The organism is Streptomyces sp. NPDC004051 (assembly GCF_053604275.1).
Window position 1 is genome coordinate 155378 of record NZ_JBSGHG010000013.1, and the last position, 20017, is coordinate 175394.

Here is a 20017-nt window from a genome sequence, read left to right on the forward strand (position 1 = left end):
TGGAGACTGCCGCCCCTTTGCAACCCGGCACCCACTTCTCCTTCGGAGACCACGAGGAACACGGCTTCGTCGCCTCCTTCACCTCCTCGATCCCCCAGCACCTCGCCCACTGGTTCCTGGAGCGTGAGCAGTTCGAGCCCGTCCCCGGTGAACCGGGGCTGTACCGCCTCAGCGAGCCCGAGCGCGACGGAGTCCGACGCACCCGTCAGGCCGTCCACGACCTGCGCCGCCACGGCTACACCGTGCAGGCCGACATCCGCCTCAACCCGGCCCTCTCCACCGGCCCGCCGCGCCCCGTCCGGCCCCACGGACTCCAGGAGCGCCGCAGCCGGCTCGCCCAGGCCGCCGCCGGCCGAACGACGCAGCGCTCCACGCCGCCCACCACCTCCCCGCCGTCGGCTCGGCCGATGCCGCCGAAGCCCACCTACGCTCCCACCGTCCACCTGACGGCCGCAGCCGGCGGACGGTCCCGATGACCCACACGAGCAGTCTGGCCCCCGACAGCCCCTTGCTGACAGCTCCCGCGCTGGCCAGCAAGGCACGCGACTTCCGGCTGCGGATGGCAGTCATCGACTGCGAGACCGATGCCGCCCTCGATATGACACGCGACCGCTACGGCCGCACCGTCCACGCGGGCGCCGCCGCAGCCGCACGAGCCCACCGTGACAAGGCGGCGGTGGAGGCGTACGCCACCCACCTCGCCCCCCACGCCGAGGCTCTCCTCGATGCCGCCCGACTCGCGCTCGACGAGTTGCCGCCCGCCCGGCACCTGAGCGGGTGGCGGGCCGTCCTGGACCGCCTGGCTGCCTCCGCCGCCGAGATCCGCCGGGCCCTCGACCGGCCGGCCGCGCCCGGGTCCCCCGCCGAACGCGCTCAGCACGCGGCCCTGTGCCCGCACCTCACCGCTTGGGCGGACCACAGCTCGATCGCCAGCAACCTCGCCGACCAGCACCACAAGGCTCCGCTGACCGACGAGGAACAGCAGCTGTGGACCGACAGGGCCCAGGCCGCACAGACGCGTGGCGGGCTGGAGCTGACCGAGTCGTGGTACGCCGCCGACGGACAGCCGATCACCCTCGCTTACCTGGTCGAAGACGACGACTCCACAGTGGTCGCGCTGCGCGGCGACCCGGGCGTACCGGGCTGGCAGGTGATCGGTCACTTCGCCCACGAGTACGAGGCGGGCAAGGCCCTACCCGCTCCGGTCCCGCCCGGCGTGCTGCGCTCGGACATCTCCCGGTTCAACCGCCCGGCACCGGCCCCGTAGCTGTCCCTGCAAGACCTCATCCGCGGCGTCGTCGAAGGCCACAGTGCCGGTGACGCATCGAACGCTCTCCTGGGAGCCGTCCAGCGCGGCTACCACGCCGGCCCTATGGTCCGCCTGCAGGAACTTCTGGAGACAAGCAGCCAGTTCGCCAGCGCCCTGGAGACCGTGCAGGGCCGCCAGATCGCCGCCCGCCTCTCAGCGCTGGGCCGGCAGATCGAGTTCCTCACCCGCGAACTCGAAGAGGCAGCCGAGGACCTCGGGGCGACCGTCGCCGTCCTGCCCCCGCACCGCACCCCCGTGCTGCGCACCCGTCCGCGCCCGGCCGTGGACACCACACCGCCCGCGCCGCCGCCCCGCGCCAGCACGACCGCCCGCCACCGCTAGCCCCCACCACTTCCTACCCCTTCAAGGAGACCCAACTATGGCCGTGCGTACGCACTGGACCGTGGAGCACGCCTGCTCCCACCGTGTGGATCATGACCTGTCCAATCGTCCCGCCGACAAGCGGGCGGGCTTCGCCCGTTGGCTCGCGTCGAAGGACTGCACCGACTGCTGGAAGGCGGCTCGCGAAGCCGACTCCGAGTCCAAGGAGGAGTGGCTCGCGGCGAAGCGCGCCGCAGAGCAGGAGGCAGCCGTTGCCTGGGCCAAGCAGTTCGACATGCCGCAGATGGAGGGCCCGGAGAAGGCCCTGGACTGGGGCGAGCGCTCCCGCCATCAGCTGATGACGGCCGCGCACACCGCCCTGGTCGTGGAGGGCAGTTGGGACGAGGCGGACTGGGCGGAGCTGGAGGAGAAGGCCCGATCCATCACCCGTGCCGGATGGTGGATCGACCAGCGCGACTCCGAAGGCACTGACCTGCTCGAACTCCTCGACGCAGCGACCGAGACGGACCGCGGGACGGAGAACCCGTTCCACTGACGACGGGGCAACATAGCCGGGAAACGCCGGTTAGCCAAACCGGCGTTCCTCCGGACTATTGATGCTCCCACCCCGACAGCAATCGCGTGGAAGGAACCGCGTGCTCCCTCCGTCCTGGGACCATCAACCCGCCCCCGTTACCGCCCTCACTCCCGACCCGCTCACTCCCACCCGCGATATCACCCACGCCCACTTTCAGGCCGGGGACACCGTCGTCGTCCTCAAGGGGGTGGCCGGCGGGGAACTGTGGGGAGACTCCATGCGCGTCGTCGCCCCCTCCTGGCACACCCCCACCGACGAGGACGGATGGCGACTGCGTGATCCCACCGGCGGTGCCCAGTCCTACGTCACCGCTCACCCCCGCTACCTTGTGCACCTCTCGCGCCGCTGCCCGGACTGCCTAATCTACCTGCGGGCCATGGAAGACGCCCTCCTCGCACGGTTCGCCGACCGCGACGAGCTGATCGACTGCGGCTGGTACACCACCACCGCCCTGGGCCAGCTCGTGCACACCGCAGACGCCAGGGGCGGCCGGTGACTCCCCGTTATGTTCTTCGCGGTCCTGCAAGAGGGCCGCTGGCCTCCGGGCCCGGCATGGCTGTGTCCCCCTGTCGATGGGATGACCTGGGGGGTGGTGTCACCGGGCCCGGGAGGTGCCGTCGGAGACGCTGATCAGAGGTCCGGCCACCACCCGGTCCGGCGCAATGCCGGACAGCTCGCGGGCGGCAGGTCTGCATAACGTGGATGCGCGCGTACGACACCACTGCCGAGGCCAGCACGTTCAACTCTCCTGGAGGGGCGCGATGTTCGACACCGAAGACGTGGGCGTGTTCCTCGGTCTGGACGTCGGCAAGAGTGCCCATCACGGGCACGGGCTGACTCCGGCCGGCAAGAAGGTCTTCGACAAGCAGCTGCCCAACAGCGAGCCGAAACTGCGGGCCGTCTTCGACAAGCTGCGCGACAAGTTCGGCACCGTCCTGGTGATCGTGGACCAGCCCGCCTCGATCGGAGCCCTGCCCCTGACCGTGGCCCGGGACGCGGGCTGCCAGGTCGCCTACCTGCCCGGACTCGCCATGCGGCGGATCGCCGACCTCTACCCGGGCGAGGCCAAGACCGATGCGAAGGACGCTGCGGTCATCGCGGATGCGGCCCGCACCATGCCGCACACCCTGCGCTCGCTGGAACTCACCGACGAGATCACCGCCGAACTCACGGTACTCGTCGGCTTCGACCAGGACCTCGCCGCCGAGGCCACCCGCACCTCCAACCGGATACGCGGCCTGCTCACTCAGTTCCACCCCAGCCTGGAACGCGTGCTGGGCCCCCGCCTCGACCACCAGGCCGTCACCTGGCTGCTGGAGCGCCACGGCTCCCCGGCCGCCCTGCGCAAAGCCGGCCGCCGCAGACTCGTCGAGCTGATCCGGCCCAAGGCCCCGCGCATGGCTGCCCGGCTGATCGACGACGTCTTCGCCGCACTCGATGAACAGACTGTGATCGTGCCCGGCACCGGCACCCTCGACATCGTGATTCCCTCCCTGGCCGCCTCGCTCGCCGCTGTCCACGCACAGCGCCGGGCCCTGGAGACGCAGATCAACACCCTGCTGGAGGCCCACCCTCTTTCCCCGGTCCTGACGTCGATGCCCGGCGTCGGCGTCAGGACCGCCGCCGTCCTGCTGGTCACCGTCGGCGACGGCACCAGCTTCCCCACCGCCGCCCACCTCGCCTCCTACGCCGGACTCGCCCCGACCACAAAGTCGTCCGGGACCTCGATCCACGGCGAGCACGCGCCCCGGGGCGGAAACCGGCAGCTCAAACGCGCCATGTTCCTCTCCGCCTTCGCCTGCATGAACGCCGACCCGGCCTCCCGCACCTACTACGACCGCCAGCGAGCCCGCGGCAAGACCCACACCCAAGCCCTCCTCCGCCTCGCCCGCCAACGCATCAGCGTCCTGTTCGCCATGCTCCGCGACGGCACCTTCTACGAACCCCGCGTCCCCAGGACATCGAACTCGCCGCATGACCCCAGCAAGACCGAATCGCACCAAACCCGACAGGGGTGCCTTGACGAAGGACATAGAGGCACCCCCCCACGAACCGCCCCGACCGTGCCGCTGCGCTCCACAAGGCCAGGGCCCGAGTCACCGCAACGCCGGTCGATTCTTCCTGGCCGCTGCGCCTGGCCGAAGATCTCCGCGACATCCGGGCCGACTGGAAAACCTCAGCAGAGGTGTGCGCGGATGCTGCCTGGGCGGCACGGTCAGCCGGCCGCAGCGTCCTGGGGCTGCTGTCCCCGGAGGATGTCCTCGCAACGGACCGTGATCCGATCACCGCCCGCACCTTGGTGCATCTGTACCTGAGCGCCCTTCGGTTCGACTTCCGCTGCCCCACCCTCCAACGTCTCGTCGAGCACCTCGCGGAGACCGCGCGTCAGCCGCTGGACTGCTACACCCGCGCCCTGTACGCCTTCGCGCTGCTTGGCCAGTCCCGCCCCGAGGGCCTGACGGTCATGGACGAGGTCCTCACCGAGGCCGAGGAGCACCCCAAAACGCTGCACGTCCTGCTGCACGGGCTGTGGCTCGGCCAGGACCTGGACGAGGGTGCGGAGCGTCTCCTGGCCCTCAGCTCCCGGCCCGCCCTCGCCACCGGCACCGGCACCGGCACCGGCACCGGCACCGACCCGATCGTCCTCTTCCGCGTGGCGGGGGCCCTGCGCCGGATGGACCGGTACGACGAGGGGCTGGGCGCCATCGACAGGGCGATCGACTGTCTTCCGCCGGGAGACACATCGGTTCACGCCGACCTGGTCCGCGAGCGCTCCCTGATCTGTGCAGCCCGCGACCTTCATCAGCACCGGTCACCCACCCGCACGTCGAGCGGGGTGCCGTCATGATCCCCCGCCTGCACGCAAGGGCCCACTCGCCGCGCGAACCGCTCGCCGAGGCGCTCGGGCGGCCCCTTTCCCCGAACGAGGGCCTGACGGAGTACACCGTCGTCGCCCACTGGCCGGGCCTGGACTACTACACCCCGGACGACGAGCAGAGAACCTGGACGTCCGTTCAGTGGGCCGAGCACCTCGAAGATCCCTACCTGGAGCACCCGTTCGCTGCCAGCCCGGACGACGACCGGCACGCGATCCTCCACCTCGACATCCGGCTCCACCCAGACGACCGGGAGCTGACCGGCCCCGAGTGGTCCGAAACCGCCCACCGGCTCGCGCGGGCCGCTGGTATCGAGGTGCCCGGGGCCGCGGAGCACGGTGGGCGGTGGATCGCCGTCCAGGCCCAGCCCGGACGGCTGGATCTGATCGCCAACCTGATCCACCTCGACGGCACCTGGCGCACCCCGCCCGCCAACATCCTGCAGCGCCTTACCGGTGAAGCGTGCCACATCGAGCAGGACTTGGACCTGATCCCCGTCCGCACTGGCCCCACGACGCGGTCCGCTGCGCGTACGGTCTCCGCCGCATCCGCGCAGCTCGCGGGCGTCCTCACGCAGCTCGCCGACGGGCAGGCCGGCCCGCTGGCCACGGTCCGCGGACTGGTCGAGCACACCGCTTACCGGATCGCCCGCCAGCCGGGGGGTTCCAGCACGGACACGGCGCACCGTCTGGAGCTGATCGCCCGCCGCCTCCACGCGATTCAGCAGGACCTGGACGCCACTGCAGCCCATCTGGTCCAGCCCCGGGTCGCCGCCACACCGGCCGCGGCCCAGCGCACCGCCCACCGATCTCCGTAGGAGAAACGTCTCTTTGCCCCGCACCACCGACCGCTTCCTGGACATCCGCCGTGACCCGCACTCCGGCGAACTCCTCGCCCGCGGGGGCGACGTTGAGGCACACAGCATTCTCCAACGCGCGGGATTCGTCGCTGTCGTCCGCCTCCACGAGAGCTACCACCGCGCCCCCGTCGGCCTGACCGAGGACGGCGAGTCCCGTCTCGCCACCGAGGCCGTAGGGCGCCTGCGGGCCGTCGGGTACCACGTCGACTGCGACGAGCGCTTCGACACCGAAGCCCGCGCTGCCCGCTGTCCCACGCTTGGCGCCCCGGTCTCCCACCTCGCTGAACGCCTCCGCGAGGCCACCGAGACCGCCGAGGCAGCCGACATCCTCACCGAACTCACCGCGCCCCACGACGGCATCCTCGCCGGGTTCGAGGAAACCCTCGGCGCCCTGGCGGAGTTCTTCGACGGCCTCGGCGACGCGAGCGATCCGCACACCGCCCGGCGCCTGCGCTACCTCGCCGACGCATACGTCCGCGTCATCCACTCCGACCTCGCGCACACCCGCGAACGGCTGGCCGACCGGCACGCCCCTCACCCCGGCCGCCGCGCCTGCGCCGAACACGTCCCCGACCACGAGCCCGAACGCTCCGCGGTGTGCGCCTGCCCGCCCCCGCCGCGTGCACTGCCGGCCCCGGCGCCGCCACCCGTCGGTGCCACCCGCCTGCGCCGCTGAGCCCCTGCAACCGCCCAAGGACACCATGCACGACCACAGCGCCTCCGAGCGCCTCGCCTCCTACGCCGACGTCCTCGCCAGCGAACTCCCCGACACCTGGACCAGCACGCACCTGACGGCCGACGCCAAGGACGACCTTGCCGAACTCACCGACCGCATCTGGGACCTGGACTTGGTCGCCGCCTCCCTGGCCGAACACCCCCTGCAGCAGGCAGCCGTACTCAGCCGCTCTGACGGCGCCCAGTTCGTCCTGATCGACCGGCACGACGAACGCGACGGCTTCCTCCTCGCCGCCGTCGCCCCGCACGCCCTGCCGGACGAGGCGTACCATGCCGTCCCCGAGCCCAACGGCATCGTCCTGACCGACGACCCGTTCCTCGGCGCCGAGCAGGTAGCAAATGATCTGCTCGTCCGCTACGACCGTGCGCTCGCCCAGGTCCAGCACAACGCCCTGGACGGCATCCAGCCCTCCCAGCCGGACCGGGTCGTCCTGACCTGGCAGCCGGACGGCAGCGTCGCCACCGCCCCCGCCGACGACCGGGCCGGCACGATCCTCGCCGCCCACGGCTTCGTCCAGGACCCGCACAGCGGCATCTACCGCCTGGAGGGCAACGACACCCAGGCCCAGGCCCGTGCGCTGCGCGAGATCGGCCCGCAGCTCGACGCGCTCGGTATCGGCACCGCCCTCCAGCACCCCGCATCCCGGACCGCACCCACCGCAGCCCCGGCATCCATGCCGCTGGCCCTCGCCGGCGCCCGCACACCCGCCGCCAGGACGCGATGAACCAGACGGAGCCCGACTTCTGGGTCCTGGAGTACGTCACCATCACCAAGGACTCCCGCACTGGCCTGGTCGTGGCCATCGGGGGCACCGAGCAGGCAGCGGACATCCTCCAGCAGACCGGCGGCTTCCTCACCGCTCCCGGGCCCCGCGGGGACTACCACCGTCTTCCGCACGGCCTGCCCATCGAGCAGCAGCGCCTGAAGGCGACCACCGCCTCACACGCCCTGCTCACCGCCGGCCACAGCGTCCACCTCGACCCCACCCTGAACATGCTGGCCACCCCCGACGGCGACCGTGACGCAGCCCTGCGCTACCTCACCCAACTCGCCGAGCGAGCCTCGGCCGCCGAGACCAGCAGCGCGGTGGCCGAGGTCCTGACCGAGGTCGCTGCGCCCGTGCACGGGCTGCTGCCCCTGACCAGAGAAGTGATCGTCCGCGCCTGGATCACCGCCAGTGATCTCCACGGCGCCGCGCCCGGCGAGGAACCCGAGCCCATCGCACGGCTCGGTAGCACCGCCAACTCCCCGAGCGAAGCCGCCAGCGTCATCCTGCACGCCCGCAACCACGCCGCCCGCCCGACGCAGCCGCCGGCCACCGCACCGGCACCGGCACTGGGTCGCGCGCAGTCCCCGGTATCCCGCCGCCGCTGACCCCGGAGAAGAAACGTATGGCCAATCTGGCCAACGAGTACGGCACGGACGTCGAGATCTACATCAAGGCCCTGACGACCACCATTCACGCCGACACTCCCACCGGCGCCCCCGCTGGGCTCCACGACCTGCTGGAACAGCTCGGCCTCGAACGCCACTCATACCCCACGGGCGAGCCGCTCTACATCTGGCACACCGTGCCCGACCACCTTGGTGCCGAGGAACAGAAACGCCTGGCGAACCGCGCCATCCCCGCCCTGCTGCTGGCCGGATACACGGTCAACTGCGACCCCGAGGTCTTCGACGAGGCTCTCTACCAGCAGGCTGTGCACCGCCTCTGGGCGCGCGCAGCCCGCCCCGCCCCGCAGCATCCGGTGCCCGCCAGTTCCCCCTCGCGCTCCGCACCGGCCCGCCGCACCCCGTAAAACACCCGGGCGGCCCCGGCACCACGTCGGGGCCGCCCACCGCCCCGCCCCGACTCCCGGAGAAACCCGTAGCAGCCCGCACCCTCCCGCCGATCAGCCACCGCCTCAAGCCGCGCCTCGCGACCGCCCTGTTCCGCCGCTATTTGCGCGCCTGCATTCCCACCGGCCCCGACCACGCCGCCCCGCTGGCCGGCGCCCGCCCGGAGGCCGTCCTCACCGAGACGCAGCGCGTCGGGCAGCGCCACCACCACTGACCGTCCACCGCCCTGGAGGAGCATGTCCCACCCCGCCCCCTACCTGGTGAGGCTGGCCGACGAGATCACCCGCCAGCTCGGCCAGCTCGCCGACCACCTCTCTCAGCTTCCCCCGCCCCAGGCCGCGCAGGTCATCGCCCGCATTCTCGACCCGGACGCCGGAGTCCTCGGCGGCGTCACCCACCTCGTCGCCACCGGCAGCCATTTCGCCAAGGACCAGGCCGAGCAAGGCACTCTCCCTGCGGAGGTGTGGCTCGCTCTGGGCCGCGCCGCGAACGAACTACACGACATCACCCTCGACCTGGACGAACACCAAGGCACCCTTCAACGCGTCGGCACCCAGCCCGCCACCACTGCTGCGGCGAAGCCCCCGGCGCCCGCACCGCTCGTCGTGCGGCGGCGCCGGTGAAGAAGAAGCAGTGGCAGGGCTGGGGGCCGGGCGAGCAGGCCGAGCAGCACTATCTCGTCCAGCCCCGTGCCTTGGCCGGCGGGGGCGATGTCCGGCACGTCTCGGAGTTTTTGCGCGCCTCGGGCTGGCGGGACAAGTCCAAAACGGGGGGCCCGCTGCTCATGGAGAGCCCGGACCGCGCCGTCCGTGTCGCCTACGACCCCTACGTCCTGCCCGGTGGATGGACCATCCACGGCCGGGCAAACGGGGCGAACGCCGAGTGGTCTGCGCACTTGGGCCGGCAGACTCCGGTGGAGATCGTCGCCGGTCTGACCGACGCCCTCACCCGTCCCCGCTCCGCACACGCCCCCAACGTCTGGGCACCTCTGCAGGAGCAGAACTGGCACACGCGGTTCGAGGGCCAGGACTATATGGCGACCAGCCCCGACGGCACCGCGTGGATGCAGTACTACCAGGGCGTCGATGGCTCGGCGATGTGGTGGACCGGAGCGCAGGACAAGCAGGGCAACGGCTGGACTGCCAACTTCACGCCGAACACGCCGATGCACCTGGTCCAAGCCTTCTCAGCCGAACTTGCCGGCCCGGACCCCGTGATGCGCCCACGCGGACGTGTCCCGCACAGTGCACAGATCCGTACCTGGTCGGTCTCCGTCAAGCCCTCCCAGCTCAGTGCGTGGCAACAGGCCCGGATCACCGCTGCCCGCGCCGCCACCTGGGCCCGCAACACCGCCGGAAGCACCCGGCCAGGCACCACCGCCCGTCCCTACACCCCGGCCGGCGGCGCCCGGACCCGCCGCTGATTTCCACCCTCACTTCAAGGAGCCCGATGCCTGCCCCCACCCCGGACACCCTTCGCGCCCTGACCGAAACGCTGTCGGACGTCACCGAGTATCTGCGCGAGAGCCCCGACCCCGTCGAAGCTCTCGCCCTCGTCGAGCCGCTCCTCGACGAGTACACGGGCCTGCCCGTCCAGCTCGCCGACACCCTGCGGGCCCTCGCCCGCACCATCCAGGAACACCAGGCCATCCCGCGCACAGCGCACGTCAACCTCCTGATCGCCGAGCTGCGCAGCGCCGCCTGGGAACAGACCGACCAGCACACCCTCCACTACGTCCTCGACGAGCTGCGCGCGCTCCACGACGACGCCGAGAGCGAGCAGGGGTGCAGCCGGTGCCGTTGAGCGAACGCCAGCTCGACGCCTTCGCCGACAAACACGCCGAGCAGATCCCCTTCGACACCAGCCCTCGCCACCTCGTCGGCCCGGGCGACGCCCGCCACGTCACCCACGGCCTGGCCGCGGCCGGATGGGCCACGGTCTCCGACCCGCTTAGCGCCGAGATCGTGATGGCCAGCCCCGATCACCGCTACCGCCTGCAGTTTGACCCGCAGTCCGCCACCTCCGCCTGGTGGCGGCTGCGGGCCGCCCCCAGCGACAACGAACACGGCTGGTACGCCGAGTTCGGTGAACTCGTGCCGGCCGAGGTCCTCTCCGGCCTCACCGACGCCCTCATCGCACCACCCTCACCCCAGCCGGACCCCTGGCAGCCGGTGACCAGCGCAGGCTGGCAGCACGACGATGCCGGGACAGCGCTCTCTCCGGACGCACTGTGCCGCATCGAACACCGCCCCATGAGTGAGTTCCATGAACGACCGTCCTGGCACATCGAGGTCAGGACAAGCGGCGACGAATCATTCCCGGGCCCGCGGATCTGGCACGCCTACCTCGACGAGCACGTTCCCGATCACCTGGCCGGCGCCTTCCTCGGTGCCCTGGCCGACCTTCGCCCCCTGCAGCGCGGCATGTTCGACCGCACCGCTCACCACCGAGCCGTCCAGGAGCCCAGTCCGCTGCGCCCACAGCAGGTAGTCGACGCGCACACCGCCCGGGTGAAGACGATCCGCGCACAGGCTCGCGCCGTGCGCCGTCAGCAGACCGCCCCCGCGACACCCCCGGCGCCCGCCACCGCCGTCCAGCCGGCCGCCCGCCGTTGACCAAAGGATGCTCTCATCTTCCGCACCACGAACCACGGCCGCCGCACCTCACTGCGGCGGCTCAACCGCTACCTGCGCCACAGTGAACGGATCCTGGCGTCCTGGGACGCCTTCACCGAGTGCAACACGGACCTGGACGGCTGGCCCTTCGACGAGGACGCCTACGGCCGCCGGGCCGCCGTCCGTGACGCAGACACCGCCGCAGCGTTCGCCGGCATCCGTCCTGGCGCCCGCCAATTGCTGGCCACCGCCCGGCTCCAGCTCCAGCACCTGCCCGCACACCTCACGCGGGACAGCTGGCCCGGGCAACTGACCATCCTGGAGGAGGCACTGAGCCATCTCGACACCCTGGACGCACAGTGGCACCAGACCCGGGCCCAGCTCCCCGAGGGCGCCGGACCGGGCAGCGAAGCGTACGTCGACGCGCTGGATGAGCACCACGCGGAATGCTGGAGCTATCTGGACGACTGGGCCTGCCACGGCCGCGTCATCCTCGACATCCAGGCCGCCGCACGCCGAGCACCGTCCCGGCCGAAGCGCCCGCAGCCTCCCGCCCTGACGTCCCGGCGCAGCGGACACGGCGCGAGGGGGCGGTGACCGTGCCCGACGGCCCCGCCAACGTCGACATCGATTACATCGCCCCGCGCCACCTGGCCGGCGGCGGCGATCCAGCCTGGATCACCGTCCCCCTCCACCGTGCCTGCGGCTGGAGCTACGGTCACGACCCCCTGATGCCCCGCGTCCTACTTTCCAGCCCCGACCAGAAGGCCCTCCTGCGGCTGGAGCCCGACCCCGACGGACGGTGGTGGACTCTGCAGCACGCCCCCGCGCCGGACCGGCCCGCCTGGTTCGCCTGCTTCGATGTCCGCACCCCCGTCGAGATGATCGCTGCGTTCACCGATGCGCTGACCGATCCCACTGCCGGCCAAGCAGACAACTGGGATCCGCAGGAGCCGCTTCTGACAGCGGGCTGGTCTCCGGCCTACAGCCACCACCGGCTGGCCTCACCCGACGGCACCGTCCGCGTCGAGACCGACGAGACAACCGGGGCCTGGTGGGTCGACACCGCCCTCCGCGACTTCCGGGCTCTCCTGTGGCAAGCCCACTTCAGCGAGCACACCCCACCGCACCTGATCACCGCGTTCACCGCCGCGCTCGCCGACCCCCGACCGGTGCCGCGCACCGCAGGCCCCTCCAGCCTCCCGACTCGCAACCCGGACCTCATCACCCTCTCTCACCGGAAAGTACCCGCCGCGCAGGTCGCCGGCGCCATGGAAGAACGCATCCGCTCCCTCGCCGCACGCCGATCTGGCCCGCCAGCGACGAGTACGCATCCTCCGCAACGGCCGCAGGCCGAGCGCCACCGCCTGCCCTGATCCCTCCGTCCCCGCCTGGAAGCACCTAGCCCTTGCCCCCTTCCTCCCCCAGCAGCAACACCGACGGATACGACCTCGTCCTGCGCCTCCTGCTCGGCGTGCTCGCCGTCGTCGTCCCCCTGTCCCACCTGGCCTGGCTGTGCGGCAACCTCACCGCCTCCCTCACCGGAGGCAGTTGGGCCCCCTACCAGCCGACCAACGCCTTGCTTCGCCCCGAGCAGGTCTGGCCCGAGGCCGGGGAGAACGCCCTGCTCATCGGGGCACGCATCGTTCCCGTTCTGCTCCTCCTGGCTCTCGGGGTGACGGCGATCGCCCTGTGGCTCCGGCACAAGAACCGCGGCGGCGGCCGGAAGAAGATCACCGGCATGGCCAAGGCCAGGGACATCGAGCCCTTGATGGCCAAGGCGATCACCGACAAGGCCCGCTCGCTGCGTCCGAGCCTGAAAGACGCCAAGCACATCGAAGCCCGCGACACCGGCATCCTCCTGGGCAACCTGCAGAACACCCGGCACGAGGTGCGCATGGGCTACGAAGATGTGGCCGTCGCCATCATGGCGCCCCGCTCGGGCAAGACCACCTCGCTCGCCATCCCCTCGATGCTGGCCGCGCCTGGCCCCGTCCTCCTAACCTCGAACAAGGCCGCAGGCGACGCATTCACCGCTACATACGAGGCCCGCTCCTACGTCGGGCAGGTGTGGTCGATGGATCCGCAGCAGATCGCGCACGCCGCACGCGAGATGTGGTGGAACCCCCTCGCCAGCGCAAAAACCCTGGACGGGGCGAACCGGCTCGCCGGACACTTCCTCGCTGCCTCGGTGGACGCCTCCCAACAGGGCGACTTCTGGTCCAAGGCCGGCAGCAACATCCTGTCCCAACTGCTGCTGGCCGCAGCGCTCGACGAGCGGCCCATCACCGACATCATGCAGTGGCTCGCCTTCCCCGCCGACCGCACCCCGCTCGACATCCTCCGCGACCATGACTTCGCCGCTGTCGCAGCACAGCTCAAGGGCACCGTCGAGGGCCCCCCGGAGACGCGCGACGGCATCTACGAGACCGCCCGCCAGTACGCCGCCGCACTGCTGAACAACGAGATCGCCGCCTGGGTCACCCCGCAGAAGGACGTTCCCGAGTTCCGCCCGTCGGAGTTCGTCACCTCCACCGACACACTGTTCCTGCTGAGCAAGGACGGCGGAGGCGGAGCCTCGGCACTGATCGCCGCGTGCGCGGACTCCGTCATGCGCGCGGCCACCGCCCAGGCCGAACGCGCCGGCGGACGCCTGGACCCGCCCATGCTGGCGATCCTCGACGAGGCCGCCAACGTGTGCAAGATCAGCGACCTGCCGGACCTGTACTCCCACCTCGGCAGCCGCGGAATCATCCCGATCACCATCCTCCAGTCCTACCGCCAGGGCCAGAAGGTCTGGGGAGACGCCGGCATGGACGCCATGTGGAGCGCCTCGACGGTAAAGGTCATCGGTTCGGGTATCGATGATCCCGACTTCGCCGACAAGCTCAGCCGTCTGATCGGCGACCACGACGTCGAGACCACCTCGACCTCGCATTCGGAGTCCGGCAAGTCGACCTCGGTGTCGATGCGGCAGGAACGGATCCTGCCCGCCGACGCGATCCGCGCCCTGCCCAAGGGCACCGCGCTCTGCTTCGCCACCGGCATGCGCGCCGCGATGCTCGATCTGCGCCCCTGGTACCGGGAGCCCGGAGCGGAAGAACTGTCCGCAGCCTCCGCCCGCGCGTCGAAGGCGATCACCACCCGTGCCGTCGCGAAACACGCACCTACACAGTCCGACTTCGGGCAAGCCGCGTGAGCCGCACCCGCCTGCACCCGGTGCCGGTCCGCTCCCGTGAGATGGAGGACTGCGCGCGCCTGGTAACTAAACGCCAGCCGCCTGCCTCGGGCCAGATGGCACACCCTCCCGGCCACGGACCGGCCACGTCGCCCGCTTCCTGTGGCAAGCCCCTGAGCAAATGTCTCGCCCTGACCGTCTGCGGGACGGGCTTGACGAGCGCGGACTGCTCGGCGCCGTCACCGCTGTCGAGGCACACGCGTACACCCACGGTCTCAGCGCACGTGTCCACCTGGGCATCCCCACACCCTCCGACATCCCCGCCAGTACCCGCCGCCGTTCAGCTCCCGCGACCGGTCCGCGCACCACACCGTCGGCCCCTCGCCGCGCCCGCTGACCACCCCGCCGCATCCGGCACCGCCATCCGAGGAGCTTCCACGTCCTCCGACACCCCCCACCGTGCATGATCTCGCCCGTGCCCTCGCCGACCAGCTCCACCCCGGGGCCGCTCCCCGGGACGTGACCGTCAGTTTCGGCGCCCGCCGGCAAGCCCCCATCGAGTACCGCAGCCGCGGTCGGAGCGGACCCGTGACGGTCTACGCCCAGGCACTGCACGCCGCCCTCTACGGCCTTCCCCCGCCCGACGAGTCGCTGCCCACCGCCCTGGACGCGCTTCTGCAAGCCACGCACACCGCGACCGCCCCGGAACAGAAGACCGCCGTCCTGCGGCAGGTCGCCGAGCAACTGCGCAACGCCGCCGAGATCATCCAGCGCTACCAGTACCGAGCCCAGTGGGACCGGTTCCCCACCGATGTCGCCGAGCAGCTCGCTACTGCTCACGAGTAGGCCCAGCAGATCGCCCAGGCCCTCGACCGCGTGGCCCCCGCCTTCAGCCACCAGCCCACCACGCCCCGTACCCAGCCTGCCCACTCCCGGAGCGCCACCACCCCCGTGGCCTCCCTGCCATCACCGGCCATCCGCCACCGCTGACCTGCCGCGACAGCCCGCCCTCCGAGAAAGACATCTCCTAACCACCACCGACTCCCTCCAGGCCCTCCTCGCCCAACCCCGCTGCGCGCTCGGCGTGTTCGTTCCCGCCGGACTGCATCCGGCCCGCGCCGAGCGCCATCAGCTCGACCAGATCGCACGGGCCGGCGCCGACCTGTTCGAGATCGGCCTCGCCCACCATGACGCCGGCCTCGACGGGCCCGTCATCCAAGCCGCCTACCGCCGCGCCCTGAGCCGCGGCAACGTCCTCGCCCGCGCCCTGCGCGCGGTCGAGCACGCCGCTGGCCTTCGGCCGACCGTCGTCATGGCCTACTGGGATCCCGTCAGCCGGCACGGCCCCGAACGCCTGGCCCGGCTGCTCGCTGACGCGGGTACCGTCGGCGCCATGGTCGTCGACCTGCCCGACGACCAGGCAGAGCGCTGGTAGACCGCAGCGAAGGCCGCGAACCTCTCCACCCCACGCTTCGTCCCGCGCCACCTCGCCGACACCGGCCTCGCCACCGTGGCCGCCGGCGCGTCGGGATGGCTCTACGCACCCGCCAGCACCGCCCCCACCGGCTACCGCGGCCCGCTCGACGTGCCCGCGCTCGCCGACTTCACGACACGCCTTCGCGCCGCGAGCCCCCTGCCCGTCGTATCGGGCGTGGGGATCTCCACCCCGGCCCTCGCGGAACGCGTCGCGCCACTGGTGGACGCCGTCGTCATCGGCACCCCCGTCGTCCGCGCCCTGATGACCGCCCCCGAGCAGGCCCCGGCACTCACCGCCGCGTTCGCCCAAGCCCTGAACCCGTACGCCACCACGGAGACCCGTGCCTGACCCCACTAACCCGGCCCCGGTCCTGGCCCGCATCTCGTCCGACGCTTCCTGTCTGCACCAGGCCCTGCGTGCCCTGCCCGCCGAACGGGGCGCATCCACACTGGCCGCGCGCCTCACTGACGCCCAGGACCTCGCCGGCACCGCTTTGCGGCTGTTTCTCACCCTCAGCCCCCAGGCGTCGCGGCCCTCCCCTACGGACCTGCTGCTCCTTCACCGCGTCGCGCAGATCGCCAAGGCCGCCCAAGACGCCGCCGCCGAACTGACGGCTGCTCTTGCCCGCGCCGTGGAGAACCAGCGCCGCCAGGCCGCCGCCACATCACGGCGGGTCGTCCTGATTGGGCCGACACCGCAGCAGTTCATCGAGTCGGCCGCCGACCTCCTCGACCGCATCCCCGCCCTCTGCAACGCCATATCCCGCGACCGGCCGGAATCCCCTGCCACTGACGCGACAGCCGGGATGCGAGCGCACCCTCCCTTTTCCCTACACCCAGGACAGACCATTTCAGATCAGCCCCGATTCCGCGCCCTCTCCCTCGGCGCGGGAGTTCAATCCAGCACACTTCTCGCCCTGTCAGCCGAGGGCATTCTCCCCAGGGTCGACTACGCGATTTTCGCCAACATCGGATGGGAACCCGAAGCGGTTTATGCACACCTTGACCGCCTGGAAGGAGAGATAGCCGCGCCCGCCAGGATACCCGTACTCCGCGTGTCGGCCGGAAATATCCGTGACGACGCGCTGAACCCGGATCACCGTTTCGCATCCATGCCGCTCCACATCCTCAATCAGGACGGGCGACCTGGAATGACCCGACGGCAGTGCACCGGCGAATATAAGGTAAAGCCGATCAAGCAGAAGGTTCGCGAACTACTCGGCCACCCCTACCCGGCCCGCATCCCGAAGGGCGTTTTCGTCGAGCAGTGGGTAGGAATCTCCACGGATGAATTCCACCGCGCGAAGGACGCGGACGTCAAGTACATGCGCAACCGGCACCCCCTTCTGGACGTGTCCTGGAGCAGAGCCGACTGCGTGCGCTACCTGACCTCTCTCGGTCTCGCCGATACGCCGAAATCGAGCTGCCTGGGATGCCCGTTCCACGGAAATGCGCAGTGGCGGCATATCAGGGACACCTCTCCGTCCGAGTGGGCGGACGTCGTCGAATTCGACGCGGCCATCCGGCAGGGCAATGCCCGCGCCAACGCCTCGGGCAGACGCCTGCTCGGCGAGGCATTCCTGCACCGCTCCCGCGTCCCACTGAGCCAGGCGCCGATCGACCACGTCACCGCCGCCGAGCGCGCCGCCCTGCGGATCAGCGCGGACGAGGCCGACGTCCTGGAGAACGGGGTCGAGGACGGCTGCTCGCCCTGGGCGTGCCGCGGCGACGCCGACGCGCTGACGCAGGACGACTTCGGGCTGGCCACGTGATACTCGACCTCTTCGCGGGGCCGGGCGGCTGGAGCAGGGCACTGCACGTCCTGGGCGTGCGCGACATCGGGTTGGAATGGGATCAGTGGGCGTGCAAGACGCGTGCTGCGGCGGGGCAGTTGACCATCCGGTGCGACGTGGCGAGGTATCCGGCATGGCCGTTCATCGGCCGCACCCGCGGCGTGATCGCCTCGCCGCCGTGTCAGGCGTGGAGCATGGCCGGCAAGCGCCTCGGCCTGGTCGACCAGCCGCTGGTGCACGCGGCGGTCGAAGACCTGGCCGCCGGGCGCGACACCCGCGAGCGCCTCCTCGCCGCCTGCCGTGACGAGCGCTCCCTGCTCGCCGCCGAGCCGATGCGCTACCTGTACGCGCTGAACACGGTCGGCGAGCCCGACTGGGTCGCCATGGAGGAAGTACCGGACGTGCTGCCCTTGTGGAAGCAGTACGCGGCCATCCTGCGGGGGTGGGGGTTTTCCGTCTGGTGCGGGATCCTCAACGCGGCTGACTTCGGCGTCCCGCAGACCAGGAAGCGAGCGATCCTCCTGGCCTCCCGCGTCCGTACGGCGCAGCCGCCCACGCCCACGCACGCCCAGCTCACCGAGCCGGAATCACTGTTCGGTCCGGGCCGCGCCCGCTGGGTCAGCATGGCCGAAGCCCTGGGATGGGGCGCGACCGACCGGCCCGTCCCCACCGTCTGCGCAGGAGGCGGGCCCGGAGGCGGACCCGAACCGTTCCCGTCGGGCTCCCGCAAGACGCTGTCCGACGCCAGGGAGCGCGGCACTTGGATGCCCCGGCCGGACGGGGTGGTCCTGCAGTCCCGCCGCGAAGGCGCCGGATGGGCGGCCCGGCACGGCACCCGAGACAACCGTGCCGCCGACGCTCCGGCGCCCACGTTCACCGCCGAGGCCCACCGCTGGTCCTGGTCCCTGCGCAGCAACAACCAGGCCAACGCCACCGTCCGGTCCATCCAGGAGCCGGCTGGCACGCTGTTCTTCGGGCACCGCGCCAACGAGTGCATCTGGGTCGCCGAACCCGCCACACCGCCAGCCGAAGAAGCCGATGCGCCGGCCGTTCCCGAGCCGATCCGGATCACCGCCCGCGAGGCGGGCCTCCTGCAGACCTTCCCCGCCGACTACCCCTGGGCCGGCAACAAGGGCCAGCAGTTCTCCCAGATCGGCAACGCCGTGCCCCCGCTGCTCGCCGGCCACCTCCTCGCCCCGCACCTCGGCCTCCCCCTCGACCCCGACGACTTCACCCTCGCCGCCTGATGCCCCACACCCCCGAACCCGACGAAGACGACCTCGACGCCGTCCCACCGCCCCAGCCGGTGTTCCACGTCGAGCAGGCCCTCCTGGGGGCCCTCCTCCTCGACCCGCACCGCTTGGACGACGTGAGCGGCATCACCGCCGACTCCTTCTCCACCGCCGCGCACGCCGCCCTGTACGCCGCGATCAGCACCCTGCCGCGACCCGACCCCGCCGAGCACGCGAAGAACACCAAGTGGCTCGACCGCGTGCTCACCGCGGGCCGGAAGCAGGCGCGCGGTCTGACCGCCACCTACCTGCACACCCTCGTCCAGGTCTGCCCCTGGCCCAGCCACGCCCCCGCCTACGCCCAGATGGTCGAGGCCGAGCACGCCCGCCGCCGCCTACTGACGGCTGCCGAACACCTCATCCACGCCGTCCACGACGCCAGCCTCCCGCTCCCCGTCCAGACGGTGCTCGCCGAGGCCGACGCGCTCGCCGCAGTCGTGGACGACATCGCGAACCGCTTCCCCCCGCGCTCCGGCGTCCTCCCCCGCACCCCGGCACCGCCCCCCGTCGCCCCTGACCACACCGAGGCGGTCGAGGAGGAGCAACTGCTGCTTGCCACCGCCACCGCCCGCCCTGACGACATCGACGCCGTGCGGTGGCTGGTCCCCGACGACCTCACCCTGCCGCTGCACGCCGGCCTGTGGCAGTGCCTGACCACCCTCGCCCGCCGCAACGAGCCCATCGACCCCGTCACCGTCCTGTGGGAAGCCCAGCAGCGCGGCCTGCTGGACGACGGCAGTGAACCAGGCGAGGTCTTGCGCATGCTGGCCGAACCGGCCGGATCCGTCGGGCACTGGGGCGAACGCGCCCTGCAGCGCTCCCTCCTGGCCACGGCTGAGCACACCGGCCAGCGCATCGAGGCGTACGCCGGTGACCCGGCGAACACCCCCTTCCAGCTCGTCGTCGGCGCCCGCCGCGCCCTCGCTGACATCGCCGCCGTCCGCACCCGCTGGCAGAACGCCACCGGAACCACCCCGCCACAGCAGCGGCGACCGGCGCCTGCCATCCGCGCCGGCCCGCCGACCACCACGGCCGCACACGCCGCCCGATCCACACGAGCAACCCGATAACTCCCGAGTACGCCGGTGGCCGGACCCGAAGGCCCGGCCACCGGCAGAACAGATG

Annotated in this window: 20 protein-coding genes and 3 pseudogenes; all 23 read left to right on the top strand. The window is 71.5% G+C overall.

Annotation, left to right across the window (positions count from 1 at the left end):
* Nucleotides 1-17: 17 nt before the first annotated feature.
* The 23 genes and pseudogenes from ACWEQO_RS16830 to ACWEQO_RS16940 all read left to right on the top strand — a co-directional run bounded on the left by ACWEQO_RS16830 (nucleotide 18) and on the right by ACWEQO_RS16940 (nucleotide 19962).
* Nucleotides 18-476: a hypothetical protein gene (locus ACWEQO_RS16830; RefSeq protein ID WP_401458975.1), complete on the top strand. Its 459-nt coding sequence runs from the start codon at nucleotides 18-20 to the stop codon at nucleotides 474-476.
* Nucleotides 473-1651, top strand: a pseudogene (locus ACWEQO_RS16835) (hypothetical protein). Before ACWEQO_RS16830 ends, ACWEQO_RS16835 begins: the two are co-directional and overlap by 4 nt.
* Before the next feature lie 37 nt (nucleotides 1652-1688).
* The gene (locus ACWEQO_RS16840) at nucleotides 1689-2186 is read left to right on the top strand and encodes a hypothetical protein (protein ID WP_452983698.1); all 498 of its coding nucleotides are present in this window, start codon (nucleotides 1689-1691) and stop codon (nucleotides 2184-2186) included.
* A 100-nt stretch (nucleotides 2187-2286) separates the two neighbouring features.
* Nucleotides 2287-2724, top strand: coding sequence for a hypothetical protein (locus ACWEQO_RS16845; protein ID WP_452983701.1), 438 nt, complete (start codon nucleotides 2287-2289; stop codon nucleotides 2722-2724).
* Between the two features lie 265 nt (nucleotides 2725-2989).
* Nucleotides 2990-4206, top strand: a pseudogene (locus tag ACWEQO_RS16850) (IS110 family transposase).
* A 321-nt stretch (nucleotides 4207-4527) separates the two neighbouring features.
* Nucleotides 4528-5076, top strand: a complete 549-nt coding sequence (locus ACWEQO_RS16855; RefSeq protein WP_452983785.1) for a hypothetical protein — start codon at nucleotides 4528-4530, stop codon at nucleotides 5074-5076.
* Nucleotides 5073-5921 carry a relaxase/mobilization nuclease gene (locus tag ACWEQO_RS16860; RefSeq protein WP_452983704.1) on the top strand — a complete coding sequence of 283 codons (849 nt, stop codon included), beginning with the start codon at nucleotides 5073-5075 and terminating at the stop codon, nucleotides 5919-5921. The genes ACWEQO_RS16855 and ACWEQO_RS16860 overlap by 4 nt, the downstream gene beginning before the upstream one ends.
* Nucleotides 5922-5934: 13 nt before the next feature.
* Nucleotides 5935-6639, top strand: coding sequence for a hypothetical protein (locus ACWEQO_RS16865; protein ID WP_452983707.1), 705 nt, complete (start codon nucleotides 5935-5937; stop codon nucleotides 6637-6639).
* Between the two features lie 25 nt (nucleotides 6640-6664).
* Nucleotides 6665-7423 (top strand): hypothetical protein, encoded by a 759-nt coding sequence (locus ACWEQO_RS16870; protein ID WP_452983710.1) that lies wholly within the window; start codon nucleotides 6665-6667, stop codon nucleotides 7421-7423.
* On the top strand, nucleotides 7420-8073 hold the full coding sequence (locus ACWEQO_RS16875) for a hypothetical protein (RefSeq protein ID WP_452983713.1): 654 nt from the start codon (nucleotides 7420-7422) through the stop codon (nucleotides 8071-8073). The genes ACWEQO_RS16870 and ACWEQO_RS16875 overlap by 4 nt, the downstream gene beginning before the upstream one ends.
* Nucleotides 8074-8090: 17 nt before the next feature.
* Nucleotides 8091-8498 carry a hypothetical protein gene (locus tag ACWEQO_RS16880; protein WP_452983716.1) on the top strand — a complete coding sequence of 136 codons (408 nt, stop codon included), beginning with the start codon at nucleotides 8091-8093 and terminating at the stop codon, nucleotides 8496-8498.
* Between the two features lie 276 nt (nucleotides 8499-8774).
* On the top strand, nucleotides 8775-9161 hold the full coding sequence (locus ACWEQO_RS16885; RefSeq protein WP_452983719.1) for a hypothetical protein: 387 nt from the start codon (nucleotides 8775-8777) through the stop codon (nucleotides 9159-9161).
* Nucleotides 9158-9961 (top strand): DUF317 domain-containing protein, encoded by an 804-nt coding sequence (locus ACWEQO_RS16890; RefSeq protein ID WP_452983722.1) that lies wholly within the window; start codon nucleotides 9158-9160, stop codon nucleotides 9959-9961. Before ACWEQO_RS16885 ends, ACWEQO_RS16890 begins: the two co-directional genes overlap by 4 nt.
* A gap of 26 nt (nucleotides 9962-9987) precedes the next feature.
* Nucleotides 9988-10341 carry a hypothetical protein gene (locus ACWEQO_RS16895; RefSeq protein ID WP_452983725.1) on the top strand — a complete coding sequence of 118 codons (354 nt, stop codon included), beginning with the start codon at nucleotides 9988-9990 and terminating at the stop codon, nucleotides 10339-10341.
* Nucleotides 10332-11153: a DUF317 domain-containing protein gene (locus ACWEQO_RS16900; RefSeq protein WP_452983728.1), complete on the top strand. Its 822-nt coding sequence runs from the start codon at nucleotides 10332-10334 to the stop codon at nucleotides 11151-11153. The genes ACWEQO_RS16895 and ACWEQO_RS16900 overlap by 10 nt, the downstream gene beginning before the upstream one ends.
* A gap of 237 nt (nucleotides 11154-11390) precedes the next feature.
* Nucleotides 11391-11750 carry a hypothetical protein gene (locus tag ACWEQO_RS16905; protein WP_452983731.1) on the top strand — a complete coding sequence of 120 codons (360 nt, stop codon included), beginning with the start codon at nucleotides 11391-11393 and terminating at the stop codon, nucleotides 11748-11750.
* Nucleotides 11747-12529, top strand: a complete 783-nt coding sequence (locus ACWEQO_RS16910; RefSeq protein ID WP_452983734.1) for a DUF317 domain-containing protein — start codon at nucleotides 11747-11749, stop codon at nucleotides 12527-12529. The genes ACWEQO_RS16905 and ACWEQO_RS16910 overlap by 4 nt, the downstream gene beginning before the upstream one ends.
* Nucleotides 12530-12561: 32 nt before the next feature.
* Nucleotides 12562-14352: a type IV secretory system conjugative DNA transfer family protein gene (locus ACWEQO_RS16915; protein ID WP_452983737.1), complete on the top strand. Its 1791-nt coding sequence runs from the start codon at nucleotides 12562-12564 to the stop codon at nucleotides 14350-14352.
* 438 nt (nucleotides 14353-14790) lie between these two features.
* Nucleotides 14791-15177 carry a hypothetical protein gene (locus ACWEQO_RS16920; RefSeq protein ID WP_452983740.1) on the top strand — a complete coding sequence of 129 codons (387 nt, stop codon included), beginning with the start codon at nucleotides 14791-14793 and terminating at the stop codon, nucleotides 15175-15177.
* Nucleotides 15143-16156 (top strand): annotated as a pseudogene (trpA, locus tag ACWEQO_RS16925) (tryptophan synthase subunit alpha). Before ACWEQO_RS16920 ends, trpA begins: the two are co-directional and overlap by 35 nt.
* A 457-nt stretch (nucleotides 16157-16613) precedes the next feature.
* The gene (locus ACWEQO_RS16930; protein WP_452983788.1) at nucleotides 16614-17579 is read left to right on the top strand and encodes a hypothetical protein; all 966 of its coding nucleotides are present in this window, start codon (nucleotides 16614-16616) and stop codon (nucleotides 17577-17579) included.
* Nucleotides 17576-18847 (top strand): DNA cytosine methyltransferase, encoded by a 1272-nt coding sequence (locus ACWEQO_RS16935; RefSeq protein WP_452983743.1) that lies wholly within the window; start codon nucleotides 17576-17578, stop codon nucleotides 18845-18847. Before ACWEQO_RS16930 ends, ACWEQO_RS16935 begins: the two co-directional genes overlap by 4 nt.
* Nucleotides 18847-19962: a DnaB-like helicase N-terminal domain-containing protein gene (locus ACWEQO_RS16940; protein WP_452983746.1), complete on the top strand. Its 1116-nt coding sequence runs from the start codon at nucleotides 18847-18849 to the stop codon at nucleotides 19960-19962. The genes ACWEQO_RS16935 and ACWEQO_RS16940 overlap by 1 nt, the downstream gene beginning before the upstream one ends.
* Nucleotides 19963-20017 lie beyond the last annotated feature (55 nt).

Coding starts and splice junctions, on each gene's coding strand:
- ACWEQO_RS16860 (WP_452983704.1), top strand. CDS start 5,073: ATGATCCCCCGCCTGCACGCAAGGGCCCACTCGCCGCGCGAACCGCTC.
- ACWEQO_RS16875 (WP_452983713.1), top strand. CDS start 7,420: ATGAACCAGACGGAGCCCGACTTCTGGGTCCTGGAGTACGTCACCATC.
- ACWEQO_RS16930 (WP_452983788.1), top strand. CDS start 16,614: ATGCGAGCGCACCCTCCCTTTTCCCTACACCCAGGACAGACCATTTCA.
- ACWEQO_RS16870 (WP_452983710.1), top strand. CDS start 6,665: ATGCACGACCACAGCGCCTCCGAGCGCCTCGCCTCCTACGCCGACGTC.
- ACWEQO_RS16840 (WP_452983698.1), top strand. CDS start 1,689: ATGGCCGTGCGTACGCACTGGACCGTGGAGCACGCCTGCTCCCACCGT.
- ACWEQO_RS16940 (WP_452983746.1), top strand. CDS start 18,847: ATGCCCCACACCCCCGAACCCGACGAAGACGACCTCGACGCCGTCCCA.
- ACWEQO_RS16885 (WP_452983719.1), top strand. CDS start 8,775: ATGTCCCACCCCGCCCCCTACCTGGTGAGGCTGGCCGACGAGATCACC.
- ACWEQO_RS16895 (WP_452983725.1), top strand. CDS start 9,988: ATGCCTGCCCCCACCCCGGACACCCTTCGCGCCCTGACCGAAACGCTG.
- ACWEQO_RS16880 (WP_452983716.1), top strand. CDS start 8,091: ATGGCCAATCTGGCCAACGAGTACGGCACGGACGTCGAGATCTACATC.